Source organism: Xenorhabdus doucetiae, from assembly GCF_000968195.1.
Lineage (GTDB): Bacteria > Pseudomonadota > Gammaproteobacteria > Enterobacterales > Enterobacteriaceae > Xenorhabdus > Xenorhabdus doucetiae.
The window spans coordinates 1,287,281-1,301,827 of sequence record NZ_FO704550.1; the positions used below are offsets into that span (position 1 = coordinate 1,287,281).

Genomic DNA, 14,547 nt, shown 5'->3' on the forward strand with positions numbered 1-14,547 from the left:
TTTTATACTCACGGTAGTTTGATTTCATTTCCGTTAACAATAGTCTTGACGATGTTGAAATTGTGAGTAAATGCGGTCAGATTCGCGACCTTGCCGGGTTCAATCGTGCCGAGGTATTTATCAACACCGATTGCTCTAGCCGGGTAAAGCGTCACCATGCGCAACGTTTCATCCAAAGCAATACCAACATGTTCCACACTATTTTTGACACAATCAATCATGGTGATTGATGAGCCGCTCAGTGTTCCATTTCCATCAACACATAAGCCGTTTCGATAATATATTGTTTTATTAGCAAAGGTAAATTGTTCCATGGCATCGTGGGAAAGCCCGGCAGGAACAATAGCGTCTGTGACCAAGATCAGTTTTTCATTTTTTAATCGCTTGGAATTGCGGATATTTGGCCATGAAACATGCATCCCATCACAGATAATGCCGGCATAGACGTCTGAGGAATCATAAATGGCACTGACCAATCCAGGCTGGCGGCCAGAAATCGGCGGCATGGCATTATATAAATGAGTAGAGAAAGTAATGCCATTTTGGAAACCATGACGCGCTTCTTCATAAGTCGCATTGGAATGACCCGCAGAAACAGTTATGCCCGCTTCGGCCAGTTGCTGAATATATTGGTCTTCTACCATTTCAGGCGCGAGGGTTATCTTGGTGATAACATCCGCATTCAGGCACAGGTAATTGACCATTTCAGGCGTGGGCTTGCGGATATAAGCAGTATTGTGAGTGCCCTTTTTTATTGGATTGATATAAGGCCCTTCCAAATGCAGTCCTAATGCTTGATTGGGATTGTTTTTCAGATAGGCGCGCATCACTTCAATGGCTTTTATCATGAATTCATCGGGGCTGGTGATAAGGGTGGGCAGGAAACTGGTACAACCGTAGCGCTGATTAGTTTTCTGCATGGTATGCAGCGTCTCTTCTGACAGATCTTCCAATCGTTCATTAAACTGGACACCACCACAACCATTCACTTGTAGATCAATAAATCCGGGGGCGAGATTTGCGCCCTGTAAATCGTGTTTCTCAATCTCTTCTGGCAACTCGTTTACCGGACAGACTTGCTTAATTAAACCCTCTGCGATGATGACTGCATGGTTATCAAGCCGGTCATATCCGGTATAAATAATTCCATTAGTTAATGCGTACATGGATATCTTAACTCCTAAATCAGTTTAGCTGGCGAATTCATTAACGATGTCAGCTTCTAACTGGTGGAAATACTTCACCGTCTTGACCTTGAGTTCCATTGTGGCGGGTTCATCACAGACAATCAGTGATTTTGGATGCATCTGGAGACAGGAGACTGTCCACATGTGGTTGATATTCCCTTCGACCGCCGCTTGCAGGGCTTGCGCCTTATTCATCCCGGTTGCCAGGATCATGATTTCTTCGGCATCCATTAACGTGCCCACACCCACGGTTAAGGCATATTTGGGAACCTGTTCCACATCATTGTTGAAAAAACGGGAATTGGCTGTCCGTGTTTCAATGGTCAGTGTCTTGATTCGCGTGCGTGAAGAAAGAGACGATGCCGGTTCATTAAAGGCAATATGTCCATCATTACCGACACCGCCCATAAATAAATGTATCTTGCCATACGATTTGATCTTATTTTCGTAACGTTGGCATTCAACCTCAATATCTTCCGCATTGCCGTTTAACAAATTGATATTTTCTTTTGGGATATCAATATGATTAAAGAAATTTTGGTACATAAATGAGTGGTAGCTTTGAGGATGATCTTCCGGCAAACCCACGTATTCATCCATATTAAATGTCACAACATGCTTGAAGCTCACTTTTCCCGCTTGATAGAGGGAAATCAGTTCCTTATAGGTTGTCAGTGGTGTGCTGCCGGTAGGAAGCCCAAGCAGGAAAGGACGTTCAGTCGTTGGCTTGAACTCATTAATCTTACTCACAATATAGTGAGCAGACCATCGGCCAACGTCACTTGCCGTCGTTAGGGGGATCAGCCTCATGATTACCTCTTAAAAATGATGCAATAATTTAGTTATGGGAGTTATACACAGCACATGTGATATCAGAGTTCTCAATGTTACCAGTGTAGTGCGTGATAACTGTAGAACAAAAGCGCGCATAATATCTTTTTTGAACAGAGTCTTATCCCATTCAATGTGATATTGATATTTTATATCACAAAATAAGTTTTGTGTTCCAGCCGGATTTTGATTAAAAAATTATCTGTTCTGGTGATTTTAATCACATATCAGAAGGATTTAATTTGCGATACAAAATAATCTTTTTAGACTGAAAACGTTTTAACAAAAAACCCATAAATGATGGTATCCGTCATTAATTAACTAAAAGACTCCATCACGGAGCTTCAAGGGGGCATAAGTGAATATTCTGAGCTACTTACAACGGATTGGCCGGGCATTAATGGTGCCTGTGGCAACGTTGCCCGCAGCGGCAATATTAGTTGGTGTAGGTTATTGGATTGATCCAACGGGTTGGGGAGCCGAAAACGCGTTAGCGGCATTTCTGATCACGTCAGGTAATGCCATTTTGGAAAACATGGGGATGCTGTTTGCAGTCGGTATTGCCTATGGTATGTCGAAAGATAAAGATGGTGCCGCAGCACTGGCGGGGCTCATCGGATTTATTGTTGTCATGAAATTATGTTCTCCGGCTGCGGTGGCAATGATTAAAAGTATTCCGATTGAAGAAGTCCCAAAAGCATTTGGCAAGATCAATAACCAATTTGTTGGGATCTTGGTGGGTGTATTCTCTGCTGAGCTGTATAACCGTTACAGTAATGTAGAATTGCCACAAGCGCTGTCTTTCTTTAGCGGCCGTCGTTTAGTGCCCATCCTGAACTCTTTCTTGATGATTATCATTTCTTTTATCCTGATGTTCATCTGGCCTGTCGTTTATGGTTGGTTAGTGGCATTTGGTGAAAGCATTATGGATCTTGGGTCAACAGGAGCAGGTTTTTACGCTTTCTTTAATCGTCTATTGATCCCAGTTGGCCTGCATCATGCACTGAACTCAGTATTTTGGTTTGATGTTGCTGGTATTAATGATATTCCTAACTTTCTTGGTGGGCAGAAATCCATTGAAGCAGGCACTGCGGTTATGGGGATTACTGGCCGCTATCAAGCGGGGTTTTTCCCGATCATGATGTTTGGCTTACCGGGTGCGGCGTTGGCGATTTACCACTGTGCACGGCCTGAAAATAGAGCCAAAGTTGCCGGTATCATGATGGCTGGAGCATTTGCGGCCTTTTTTACCGGTGTCACTGAACCGCTGGAATTCTCTTTCATGTTTGTTGCACCGGTGCTTTATGTTCTGCATGCCATAATGACAGGGATTTCAGTTTACATTGCGGCAGCGATGCACTGGATTGCCGGTTTCGGCTTTAGTGCGGGGTTTGTTGATATGCTGCTCTCCTCGCGTAATCCTCTGGCTGTCCATTGGTATATGCTGATCCCACAAGGCTTGGTCTTCTTTTGTCTTTACTATGTTGTCTTCCGTTTCACCATCAAAAAATTCAACCTGATGACACCGGGGCGTGAACTGGCAGCGACAGATGAAACTGATGGTTATGATGTTGATGTAGCGAAAAAAGAGAAAAATTCAGCGAATACTATTCAGGAAGAAGCTTTTCACTACATTGCTGCAATAGGCGGTTCAGATAATTTGACGGAAATTGATGCTTGTATCACTCGCTTGCGTTTATCTGTGAAAGATTCAAGTCTGGTTAATGATCAATTAACAAAAAAACTGGGTGCTTCAGGTGTTATCCGCCTGAATAAACAGAGTGTTCAGATAATTGTCGGAACCCGTGCAGAATTGATTGCTAACGCGATGAAAGAGATATTGGAAAACGGCTTGTCGCAGTAGCAACAGATGGCTCCAGAAAATGATATTCCGGTGATCGCTCTTGCGGTCACCGGGTTCTATCCCTATAGACTTCAAGTTACAGCTCACAAGGCGAACAATGGTGATACATTTGAAAGTAGATTAAATATCAAAGGTATTGTTTCTCGGTTCAGCTTATTAGATTATAGAGGGTTATGTTGAAGCGCTTTTTGCATTGAGGAAAAAACAATGAGTGAGGCAGATGCCCGCCCGACAAACTTTATTCGTCAGATTATTGACGAAGATCTGGCAACGGGTAAACATACATCCGTACATACCCGTTTCCCGCCTGAGCCTAACGGCTATCTGCATATCGGCCATGCCAAGTCGATCTGCCTGAACTTCGGCATCGCTCAAGACTATCAGGGACAATGCAACCTACGTTTTGATGATACCAACCCAGTCAAAGAAGACATCGAGTACGTTGAGTCGATTAAGCATGACGTTCAGTGGTTGGGATTCCAGTGGAGTGGGGATATTCGTTACTCCTCTGACTATTTCGATACCCTGTATCAATACGCCATTGAATTAATCAATAAGGGATTGGCGTATGTCGATGAATTGAGTCCTGAAGCGATCCGTGAATATCGTGGCACGTTAAAAGAACCGGGCAAAAACAGCCCGTATCGTGATCGCAGCGTAGAAGAAAACTTGGCCCTGTTTGAAAAAATGCGTGCCGGTGAATTTGCGGAAGGGAAAGCGTGCCTGCGTGCCAAGATTGATATGGCATCCCCGTTTATTGTGATGCGCGATCCGGTCATTTACCGCATCAAGTTCGCAGAACATCACCAGTCAGGAAATAAATGGTGCATCTATCCGATGTACGATTTCACGCACTGCATTTCCGATGCGCTGGAAGGGATCACCCATTCCATCTGTACGCTGGAATTTCAGGATAACCGCCGTTTGTACGATTGGGTGTTGGATAACATTACGATTGATTGCCATCCACGTCAGTATGAGTTTTCTCGTCTGAACCTGGAATATACGGTGATGTCCAAGCGTAAACTTAACCAACTGGTGACAGAAAACATCGTTGATGGTTGGGATGATCCCCGTATGCCAACCGTTTCTGGCTTACGCCGCCGTGGTTATACTTCGGCGGCTATCCGTGAGTTCTGCCGTCGCATTGGGGTGACTAAACAGGATAACAACGTGGAAATGGCGGCATTGGAATCCTGCATCCGTGATGATCTGAATGAAAATGCACCGCGTGCGATGGCGGTTCTTGATCCGGTGAAACTGGTGATTGAAAACATGCCGGAAGGTGAAGTGATTCTGACGATGCCTAACCATCCGAACAAACCCGAAATGGGCAGCCGCGAAGTGCCGTTCAGCCGTGAACTGTACATTGACCGTGCGGATTTCCGTGAAGAAGCCAACCGTCAATATAAGCGTCTGGTTCTGGGTAAAGAAGTGCGCCTGCGTAACGCTTATGTGATTAAAGCAGAGCGTGTCGAGAAAGATGCGGCAGGCAATATCACGACGATTTATTGCCAGTACGACGAGCAAACCCTGAATAAAGATCCCGCTGATGGCCGCAAGGTCAAGGGTGTCATTCACTGGGTCAGTGCGGCACATGGCGTACCCGCGCAATTTTATCTGTATGACCGCCTGTTCAGCGTGGCCAATCCGGGGGCAGAAGACGACTTCTTGTCTACCATCAATCCAGAGTCGCTGGTGATCCGTAAAGGGTTTGTCGAGCCGGGCTTGGCAAAAGCACTGCCAGAAACAACCTATCAGTTTGAACGTGAAGGTTACTTCTGTGCTGACAGCCGCCTCTCAAATACGGAACATCTGGTCTTTAACCGCACCGTTGGCCTGCGTGATACTTGGGCAAAAATCTCACAAGAGTAACAATCTCACAAAGATAATCTGATTCAGATTATCTAGCCCATACAGCAAAAAGCGTGATGACTTCACGCTTTTTTTATCGTTAATAACCGCGTAATGAAAATTAACTCTTTCAGCTAAGATTAAAAATTGCCTTATAGTCCTATATTGTGTAGGGTTATTGCCTGATCAGGCTTGTGCATTATTTGCCCAAAAAATTTGTCCATCGAAAAAATAGTCAGTTCGGACGAGGTAATTTATGAAAACCCTTAAATTACGTACCTTGGCAGCACTTATTACGGCAGTTGGATTGATAGGCAGTACCCATGCAGAAATGGCATCACCAATATCATCACAACAACCCATGTCATCACAGCAGATCGTAGATTTACTCAGTCAGTTAAAGGTTAATTTCAGCGTCATTGATAATCAGGCGGGTTCACATGGTACAGATTGCGCCATGCTTGGTGCGGATTCGGCGGTCTGTAATCGCGTCAATATTATTTTGCGCAACGGTGATCAGGCCATCAATACTTCAGATTGGGCGCTCTATTTTCACAGTATTCGCCAGATCCTGAAACTGGATAATGATCAGTACAAAATTACCCCTATCACAGGTGACTTACATAAACTGGAACCGACGCAGAAATTTACCGGCATCAAGGCCAATGAAAAGGTCGTATTACCGATTATTGGCGAATACTGGCAGATTTTCAGTACCGATTTTATGCCGCGTTGGTATGCCACTTCCGGTAATGCTAAGCCGAAGGTATTGGCAAATACCGATACGGAGAATATCAGCGAATTTTTATCTGATCTGAAAGGCGAACAGTGGAAACGTACCACAACGGATAACAATCTCCTGATGACACCCGAAAACCGCTTTGCCAAAAATCAGCAGGTAGCAACAATCAGCGAGGATAAACTGAGAGGGCAGATTATTCCGACACCGAAAGAACTTGCCATTCATTCTCAGGATGTGGATTTATCCCGTGGCGTGAAATTAGAGTTGGGCGGATTGAACAGCGAATCGATTAACGTGATCAGGGAACGTTTCCAGGCCCGTGACATTAAATTAACCGATCAGGGTTATCACATAGCGACGCAAATCAACGCCAACCAATTTACCGGGCCTTGGCGGGTAAAGGGGGCGTATTTATTGGAGATTACCACCAAAGGAACAAAAATCGTCGCGTTTGATCAGTCCGGCGTGTTCTATGGCCTGCAATCACTGTTTTCCCTGCTTCCTGCCAACGGCGTTCCCAAGATGGCTACGCTGACGGCAAAAGACGCACCGCGGTTTGAATATCGTGGGATATTCCTTGATGTTGGACGAAATTTCCATAGCAAAGCCGCCGTTCTGCGTCTGCTTGACCAAATGTCTCACTATAAGCTGAACAAATTCCATTTTCATTTAAGTGACGATGAAGGCTGGCGTTTGGAAATCCCTGGGTTACCGGAATTGACTGAAATCGGCAGTCAGCGCTGCCATGATTTGAGTGAAACTCAGTGCTTGTTGCCGCAATTGGGATCGGGGCCGGATAATCACAATATGGGCAGTGGTTATTTTAGCCGTCAGGATTACATTGATATTCTGAACTATGCCAAAGCCCGCCAGATAGACGTCATTCCGGAAATTGATCTCCCCGCCCATGCGCGTGCTGCGGTGGTATCGATGGAAGCGCGTTATAAGAAACTCATGGCGCAGGGCAAGGAGCAGGAAGCCAATGAATATCGCCTGCTTGATCCGACAGACACCTCGAATACCACCTCCGTCCAGTTCTATGATCGCCACAGTTATCTTAATCCGTGCCTGAATTCTTCAAAGCGGTTTATCGATAAAGTCATCAGTGAAATTGTTGCCATGCACAAAGAAGCGGGGCTGCCATTGAATACATGGCATTTTGGTGGTGATGAGGCGAAAAATATTCGTTTGGGGGCAGGATATCAGGATAAAGATGGGCAGATTGTGCCGGGCAAGGGAATTATCAACCAGAAAATCGAAGATAAGCCGTGGGCGAAATCTCAGGCTTGTCAGAAGCTGGTTGCGCAAGGTGTTGTTAAAGATGTTGATGAACTCGCCAGTTATTTTGCGATTGAAGTCAGCAAAATCGTCAATGCCCACGGTATCAGCACAATGCAAGCATGGCAGGATGGCCTGAAACACGCCAAATCAGCCAAAGAGTTCGCCACTAAACAGGTTGCAGTGAATTTCTGGGATACCTTGTATTGGGGAGGCACGGATTCAGTCAATGACTGGGCGAATAAGGGCTATCGGGTGGTTATTTCCAGCCCGGATTATGTCTATTTAGATATGCCCTATGAAGTCCATCCGCAAGAGCGGGGCTATTATTGGGCAACGCGCTTTAATGATGAAGCGAAAATTTTCAGCTTTGCACCAAACAACCTGCCACAAAATGCGGAAACCTCAGTGGATCGCGATGGTAACCACTTTAATTCCCATAGCAATAAACGCTGGCCGGGGGCTTATGGCCTGTCGGGGCAGTCATGGAGCGAAACTGTGCGTACCGATGAACAAATGGAATATATGATCTATCCTCGCTTACTGCCGCTGGCGGAACGGGCATGGCATCAGGCAGAATGGGAGCAGAATTATCAGCAGGGCAGGGAATATAAGGGGGGAATAACGCACTATGTTGATACTGTGCGATTGCAACAAGACTGGGAACGTTTCGCCAATCTGATGGGGCAGCGTGAGCTGGCTAAACTGGATAAAGCCAAAATAGCCTATCGCCTGCCTGTGCCGGGCGGCAAAATTGTTGCTGGCACACTGGAAGCCAATATCGCATTACCGGGGGTGGTTATCCAATACTCACTGGATAAGGGGAAAACATGGCAGGATTACAATGACAGGCAGCGGCCGCATGTCAGCGGCAATGTAAAAATTCGTTCTGTCAGTACGGATGGAAAACGTTTTAGCCGTATAGACGAAGTGAAATTTTAATGATTCGTTTTGAGCAATAAGTGCAATAAATTGAATAAGCTACTGCCGATTAGCGAGAGTGCTAATCGGCAGTAGCTTATTCAGACGAACAACCAACCGAAGCCAATTTTTTAATCACTTCATTGGCGTTTACTTATCCTGCCTTTTCATCATGAAGCGCGTTATCTTTGCGGCAATCACCAGTAGCACAGTGACCATATAAATAGAGGCTGTGGTTTGAGAGCTTAATGCCATAACGGTCAGCGATGTTTTTCTGGCGCTCTTCAATAAACTCATCATTAAATTCAATGACTTTACCGCAGTCGAGACAAATCAGGTGGTCATGGTGATGTTGCTGAGTGAGTTCAAAAACCGATTTACCACCTTCAAAATTGTGGCGTGTAACAATGCCGGCATCATCGAACTGGTTCAACACGCGATAGACAGTGGCGAGGCCAATCTCTTCACCGATATCAATCAGTTTTTTGTAGAGATCCTCCGCACTGACATGATGGCATTCTGGGTCCTGTAGCACTTCCAAAATTTTCAAGCGCGGAAGTGTTACTTTAAGTCCAGCATTTTTCAATGCTTTATTGTTGTCGGTCATGCGGATTCAGTCCTGTAACTTGGGTTAAGTGAACTTATGATACTTGGGGGTATCGTGAGGGAATCATGATTCTGTTTCACATTGCTGATTATAGGCATGGATATTTAAAATGAAAACCATGCCTGGCCCGATATCATGACACATTATGCAGGAATTATCCTGCCTGAAAGGGTGCTTATTCCCGGATTATGCACCCAGGATCTCTGACAGGCTCATTTCAGCCTTGATCTGTTGTACCCAGGCTTCAACGCGCTCATCCGTCAGTTCGGGTTGGCGATCTTCATCAATGGCCAAACCAATAAAATGGTTATCGTCGGCCATGCCCTTAGAGGCTTCAAAGTGATACCCTTCGGTTGGCCAGTGGCCTACGATAATTGCGCCACGGGGTTCAATAATATCGCGGATGGTGCCCATGGCATCACAGAAGTACTCTGCATAATCTTCCTGATCACCACAGCCGAACAAAGCAACCAGTTTCCCTTCGAAATTGATCTCTTCCAGTGTTGGGAAGAAATCATCCCAATCACATTGGGCTTCGCCGTAATACCAAGTTGGGATGCCAAGCAGCAGGATATCGAAGGTTTCAATATCTTCTTTGCTGCTTTTGGCAATATCGTGGACTTCAGCAACCTCAGCACCGCCCAATTTTTCTTGGATCATTTTGGCGATGTTCTCTGTGTTGCCGGTATCGCTGCCGAAGAATAGACCTATTATTGCCATAAAATGGGTTAACCTCTTGTTTTATCTGTGCATTAAAGTTATACACATCACGCTGAAATCAGCTAGAAAAATGTCAGTTTGGGTAACATGAAAAGCGTTATTCTGACCAAACATCCATGACAAATCTGTCAGATTTGTGTGGTGATAGCGCTTTATTGCTGTTTAATAAAAGCCGTTAACCGGCAAGGTGATTTGTTTCTGCCAGTTGGGCCAGTAACATTTGTTCAATCAATTCACTGCGGCTGATGTTGCGCTGTTTTGCCAGATGATTCAGTGCATCGACGGCATCTTCATTGAGTTTGAGTTCCACTCGACGCAGTCCCTTGACTTTATCTCGCCGCAACTGGTTGCGTTTATTGATCCTAAGCTGCTCATCCCTGGACAGCGGGTTTGTTTTAGGTCGCCCTGGCCTGCGTTCATCTGCGAACAAATCCAGTGTGGTGCGATCAGTTTGTTCTTTTGCCATAAATTCAATTGATAATGGGCGTGTACCAACAATATAGCGGGCAATAATACCTTAGCTGGGCGCGTGTCGCTACTGCTTGATGGGAGAGATTGTTGGTCACGTATTTGTCAATAGGGCATCAAAAGCGGAAATTATTTCACTTCTGGATGCTGTGACATTACAAACAAAGTCCATTTTGTTGATTTTTTTGGCATCAAGAAATGTCATCGCAGGGGTAAAGACATAATAATCTGCGCCGTTAACACTGACGAGAGGGGTTATACGTTTTTGGTTGAGGTTCAGATCATTCTTAGACACCAGCGGTACAACCAATCGGGTTGATAAATTTTCGAAATAATCATGCTGAATGATCAGATAATAAGGCCAAAGTGGGTTTGATTTAACCGATGGGTTTCGGTATACGTCAAATTGTGACATTACAGGCTCCCAAAAAAATCATCATCCGTGAGCATTCCTGCTCGTTCTATAAATGCGTTCATAGCTTGCATATCCTGTTTTTCCTGTATTTGTTCGTTTTTTCTGGCCTCTATTTCCTGTGCCAACAATTTATCCAGTGTTGCTGACAGGTTGATATTCATGCTGCGGGCTGTTTCAACCAAGGCAGCAGTCAGGTAGACATTCGTGCTTTTTTTAATGCTATGGCGGGAGGTGGTCAAAGTTCTCATGATAATGTCTCTTATGCGCAATACTCTGCGCATAATTATGATCTTGAGAGAGCAAAAAATCAACAGTAATGATATTTCTGCCGGTACTCTTTTGGCGTCAACCCGTTGCAACGCTTGAATAACTCCCTGAAATAACGGGTATCCTCATAACCCACCTTATGACTGATTTCCTCAATGGTTTTATGGGATTTTTCCAGCCAATGCTTGGCCTGTGACAGGCGGATCTGTTGAATATATTGAATCGGTGTTTTGCCGGTGGCGAGCTTAAAGCGCCGTTTCATTTGGCGTTCACACAGGTGAATTTTATTCGCCAAATCAGCGACAGATAAAATTTCAGAAGGAAAAGCGTGCATCCAATCTTGCAGTTTGTGGATCAGCGGATCGGCATGTTGGCGATAAGGGGCAAAACTGGCGGGATCGTATGAACTTGAATGGTCATTTTCGTCCAACAGGAATTTTGCACATTGCTCTCTGGCATATTGTCCGTATATCAACTCAACGATATTCAACATATGGCTTCCGCATCCATAGGCGCTGGAGATACAGAAACGGTGGTTATCGCTGATGATTTTTTTGTCGGTGTAGAGGGGAATATGGGGAAATAATTTTTTGAATTCAGGGGAAAAATGCGGATGAATGGTTGCGCCGGTGTCTAATAATCCTGCTTTGGCAAGTATAAATGTGCCTGAGCAGATTGAGACAATGGGAATGCGTCGTTCATCCATGGCCTTAAGCCACGCCATGACTTCCTGTGAGCAGTGCCGCGGTTCCCACTCAGGGAAACCCAGTGAGCCGACCAGAATAATATCGGGTTGCTGTTCGTCGTCGGGATCAGAGAGGAGTGAACTGGGAGCGAAGTCCATCAGCAGATCATCGGTATGATTGATGCTTTGGCGGGTTATGCCCTGATGGGTCGGGGAGATAATGCTGACGTGAGGCACTGCGCCGCCAATAGCGTTGGCGGCGAGGGTAAGAATTTCGATCGGCATGGCAACCGATGTGACCGAGGTGTGAGAAAAGACCAGTGCTGTAATCGAGAGTTGTTTCATAGTGATATTCTCTTCCTTAAGAACATGTTGTCATGCTATACCCGATAAACTCCAAGTATCTCCCCGCAGCGCGGGGAGATACTTCATGTATATTGAAGTGCGACGAGTATCTATTAATTTCATAATGAAATTGATTCTAAGGCGAAAAAAGTCTCATGTCTTCCCTCAATTGCTTTTTTCACAGTCATCACTGGGTTTGTTGATGCCAAAGTTGTGCATATAAGCCATCTTGTTGCACCAGCGCATCATGTGAACCGGATTCAGCGATTTTCCCCTGATCTAAAACGAAAATTTTATCCGCATGGCGGAGGGTATTGAGCCGGTGAGCAATGCTGATCACCGTGCGGTTCCGGCAGATTTCATCCATATTGCTCATGATGGCGGCTTCAGATTCATAATCCAGCGCGGAAGTCGCTTCATCAAGGATCAAAATTTTGGGATCACTCAGCAATGCCCTTGCCAATGCGATACGTTGCCGTTGCCCGCCGGAAAGATTGCATCCTTTTTCGCCAACCGGATGGGCAAATTGATGGGGAAAGGCATTAATGAAGTCAACTGCGCCCGCCAGGGTTGCCGCCCGATAGACCTCTTCATCACTGGCATTGGGTTTGCACAGGCGGATATTATCCGCAATGCTGCCGGAAAACAGAATGCTCTCCTGCAAGACCACGCTCATATTACGGCGCAGTGAGACGGGGTCAGCAATCGCCAAATCCATGCCATCCACCAAAACCTGACCGTGTTGCGGCACATAGAGGCGCTGCAACAATCGGGTCAGGGTACTCTTGCCGGAACCCGACGGCCCGGTAATGCCAATAAATTCCCCGGCTTTAATTTCCAGTGACAGATTTGCCAGAACTTCGGGGGTATCGGCATGATAGCGGAAACGGATATTTCTGAACTCAATCTGACCGGCCAGTTCGGGGGCGGAGGCCAGCCCCTGTTTACTGCTTTCCATTGGCTCATCAAGAATATCCCCCACCCGGCGCAGGGCGATCAGGGTATGTTGAAAGTCTTGCCAGACTTGCGCCAGCCTTAAAATAGGCTGGGTAACATGCCCCGCCAGCATATTAAACGCAATTAATTCGCCGGGGGATAACTCGCCCTCCAGCACGCTCCGGACGCCCCACCACAGCAGCAGGGCGGCAACCACTTTTTGGATCAGTTCAATCCCTTGTCCCGCTGCCAGCCCGCTTTTTTGGGCGGTAAAACGTTGGATTAACTGCTGACTCAACACCTTTTGCCATTGGTGCAAGAAGCGTTTTTCGGTTGCGGTGGTTTTAATAGTTTCAATCCCCGTGACCGCTTCGGTCAGAAAGCTGGTGGCATTGGCATCCGCTTCATACTCTTTTTCTACCTTGCGCCGAATCATTGGCCCGACGGCTACCCATAACAAAAAGTGGAGAAGCAGTGAACTGATGACGATCCAGGTCAGCAGGGAGGAATAATGGAACATCACGCCCAGAAACAGAACGATGAAAATCAGGTCGAGCAACAGCATCAGGGTCGAGCCGGTCAAGAACTGGCGGATCTGCGCCATTTCCCGGACTCTGGCGATAACTTGCCCGGTTTGCCGTTGCTTAAAATAGGGCAGGGGCAGCCCCACCAGATGGCGATACAGCCTGCCGGAGAGTTCAGCATTAATCTGGCTGGCCATATGCCCAAACACGGTATTGCGCAGGAAGCCGTACAGCGGTTCCGCCAGCGCCAGTGCCAGCATAGCCATGCCCAGCACATGCAGGCTGGAAAGACTCCGCCCGACCAGCACCTTGTCGATAATATTTTCAAACAATAGCGGGGAAGCCAGTGCAAAAAGCTGCAACACGATGGCAAACAGGAAAATATCCCGTAACTGATTTTTTTGCCTGAAAATGGAAGGATAAAACCAGCTCAGGCCAAATTTAACCTGCTGTTTGGTCAGGGATTTATCTGCCACCAGTAGTATCTTATAGTTGTATCCGTTGTGATCCGTTGGTTCAGCGGGCATGGGATGAACTAATTCACGGACGGCATATTTTCCGCTGCCGGGATCGAATATCGTCAATGTGTCGGGACGGATTTCTGACAGCACCCACCAGCGCTGATCCCATTCAATCAATGCCGGTAACGGTAACGTAGCGGCGGTATCGGGTGTCAGGCGTTCAAACTTACTGTGCAACCCAATGGCATCCGCCGCTTCACGTAGCTGTGGATCGGTCAGCGCAAGGGAATCCACCCCCAGAACATGATGCAGTTGTTCGACAGACGCGACTTTGTGAAACTGTGTGCCCAAATAGGCAATGCAATCCAGTGCACGGTTGTTAGTACCAGAAGTATCAGGCGTGAAATTTTCGCTGTGGGTGAAAGAGAACATCTCAGCCATG

11 protein-coding genes and 1 pseudogene are annotated in these 14,547 nt (G+C 46.2%); 3 read left to right on the plus strand and 9 right to left on the minus strand.

Annotated features, from left to right (window positions below; all coding sequences use genetic code 11):
- Positions 1–8: 8 nt before the first annotated feature.
- Positions 9–1,166 (minus strand): N-acetylglucosamine-6-phosphate deacetylase, encoded by a 1,158-nt coding sequence (nagA, locus tag XDD1_RS06045; protein ID WP_045969570.1) that lies wholly within the window; start codon positions 1,164–1,166, stop codon positions 9–11.
- Positions 1,167–1,190: 24 nt separating this feature from the next.
- Positions 1,191–1,997, minus strand: coding sequence for a glucosamine-6-phosphate deaminase (gene nagB, locus XDD1_RS06050; RefSeq protein ID WP_045969571.1), 807 nt, complete (start codon positions 1,995–1,997; stop codon positions 1,191–1,193).
- A gap of 379 nt (positions 1,998–2,376) precedes the next feature.
- On the opposite strand from nagB, the pseudogene nagE reads away from it, so the two are divergent.
- From nagE to XDD1_RS06065, 3 genes and pseudogenes are all read left to right on the plus strand, one after another.
- Positions 2,377–3,870: pseudogene (gene nagE / locus XDD1_RS06055) on the plus strand (N-acetylglucosamine-specific PTS transporter subunit IIBC); the annotation flags it as partial.
- Between the two features lie 219 nt (positions 3,871–4,089).
- Positions 4,090–5,757 carry a glutamine--tRNA ligase gene (glnS, locus tag XDD1_RS06060; protein ID WP_045969573.1) on the plus strand — a complete coding sequence of 556 codons (1,668 nt, stop codon included), beginning with the start codon at positions 4,090–4,092 and terminating at the stop codon, positions 5,755–5,757.
- 235 nt (positions 5,758–5,992) lie between these two features.
- On the plus strand, positions 5,993–8,698 hold the full coding sequence (locus XDD1_RS06065) for a beta-N-acetylhexosaminidase (RefSeq protein ID WP_045969575.1): 2,706 nt from the start codon (positions 5,993–5,995) through the stop codon (positions 8,696–8,698).
- Positions 8,699–8,831: 133 nt separating this feature from the next.
- Here the strand turns inward: XDD1_RS06065 and fur are convergent, their stop codons facing one another.
- The 7 genes from fur to XDD1_RS06100 all read right to left on the minus strand — a co-directional run bounded on the left by fur (position 8,832) and on the right by XDD1_RS06100 (position 14,546).
- The gene (fur, locus tag XDD1_RS06070; protein ID WP_045969577.1) at positions 8,832–9,284 is read right to left on the minus strand and encodes a ferric iron uptake transcriptional regulator; all 453 of its coding nucleotides are present in this window, start codon (positions 9,282–9,284) and stop codon (positions 8,832–8,834) included.
- 186 nt (positions 9,285–9,470) lie between these two features.
- Positions 9,471–10,004 carry a flavodoxin FldA gene (gene fldA / locus XDD1_RS06075; protein WP_045969579.1) on the minus strand — a complete coding sequence of 178 codons (534 nt, stop codon included), beginning with the start codon at positions 10,002–10,004 and terminating at the stop codon, positions 9,471–9,473.
- A gap of 175 nt (positions 10,005–10,179) precedes the next feature.
- Positions 10,180–10,470: a LexA regulated protein gene (gene ybfE, locus XDD1_RS06080; protein ID WP_045969581.1), complete on the minus strand. Its 291-nt coding sequence runs from the start codon at positions 10,468–10,470 to the stop codon at positions 10,180–10,182.
- Between the two features lie 96 nt (positions 10,471–10,566).
- Positions 10,567–10,887, minus strand: coding sequence for a CcdB family protein (locus XDD1_RS06085; RefSeq protein ID WP_045969583.1), 321 nt, complete (start codon positions 10,885–10,887; stop codon positions 10,567–10,569).
- The gene (locus tag XDD1_RS06090; RefSeq protein ID WP_197541005.1) at positions 10,887–11,135 is read right to left on the minus strand and encodes a type II toxin-antitoxin system CcdA family antitoxin; all 249 of its coding nucleotides are present in this window, start codon (positions 11,133–11,135) and stop codon (positions 10,887–10,889) included. Before XDD1_RS06090 ends, XDD1_RS06085 begins: the two co-directional genes overlap by 1 nt.
- A 59-nt stretch (positions 11,136–11,194) precedes the next feature.
- Positions 11,195–12,184, minus strand: a complete 990-nt coding sequence (locus tag XDD1_RS06095) for a GlxA family transcriptional regulator (RefSeq protein ID WP_045969587.1) — start codon at positions 12,182–12,184, stop codon at positions 11,195–11,197.
- A gap of 187 nt (positions 12,185–12,371) precedes the next feature.
- On the minus strand, positions 12,372–14,546 hold the full coding sequence (locus XDD1_RS06100) for a type I secretion system permease/ATPase (protein ID WP_045969589.1): 2,175 nt from the start codon (positions 14,544–14,546) through the stop codon (positions 12,372–12,374).
- Position 14,547: the final 1 nt, after the last annotated feature.

Bases quoted from the DNA above. Each gene is read 5' to 3' on its own strand.
- fur (WP_045969577.1), bottom strand. From the start codon at position 9,284: ATGACCGACAACAATAAAGCATTGAAAAATGCTGGACTTAAAGTAACA.
- XDD1_RS06065 (WP_045969575.1), top strand. From the start codon at position 5,993: ATGAAAACCCTTAAATTACGTACCTTGGCAGCACTTATTACGGCAGTT.
- fldA (WP_045969579.1), bottom strand. From the start codon at position 10,004: ATGGCAATAATAGGTCTATTCTTCGGCAGCGATACCGGCAACACAGAG.
- XDD1_RS06090 (WP_197541005.1), bottom strand. From the start codon at position 11,135: ATGAGAACTTTGACCACCTCCCGCCATAGCATTAAAAAAAGCACGAAT.
- XDD1_RS06095 (WP_045969587.1), bottom strand. From the start codon at position 12,184: ATGAAACAACTCTCGATTACAGCACTGGTCTTTTCTCACACCTCGGTC.
- ybfE (WP_045969581.1), bottom strand. From the start codon at position 10,470: ATGGCAAAAGAACAAACTGATCGCACCACACTGGATTTGTTCGCAGAT.
- glnS (WP_045969573.1), top strand. From the start codon at position 4,090: ATGAGTGAGGCAGATGCCCGCCCGACAAACTTTATTCGTCAGATTATT.
- nagA (WP_045969570.1), bottom strand. From the start codon at position 1,166: ATGTACGCATTAACTAATGGAATTATTTATACCGGATATGACCGGCTT.
- XDD1_RS06085 (WP_045969583.1), bottom strand. From the start codon at position 10,887: ATGTCACAATTTGACGTATACCGAAACCCATCGGTTAAATCAAACCCA.
- nagB (WP_045969571.1), bottom strand. From the start codon at position 1,997: ATGAGGCTGATCCCCCTAACGACGGCAAGTGACGTTGGCCGATGGTCT.
- XDD1_RS06100 (WP_045969589.1), bottom strand. From the start codon at position 14,546: ATGGCTGAGATGTTCTCTTTCACCCACAGCGAAAATTTCACGCCTGAT.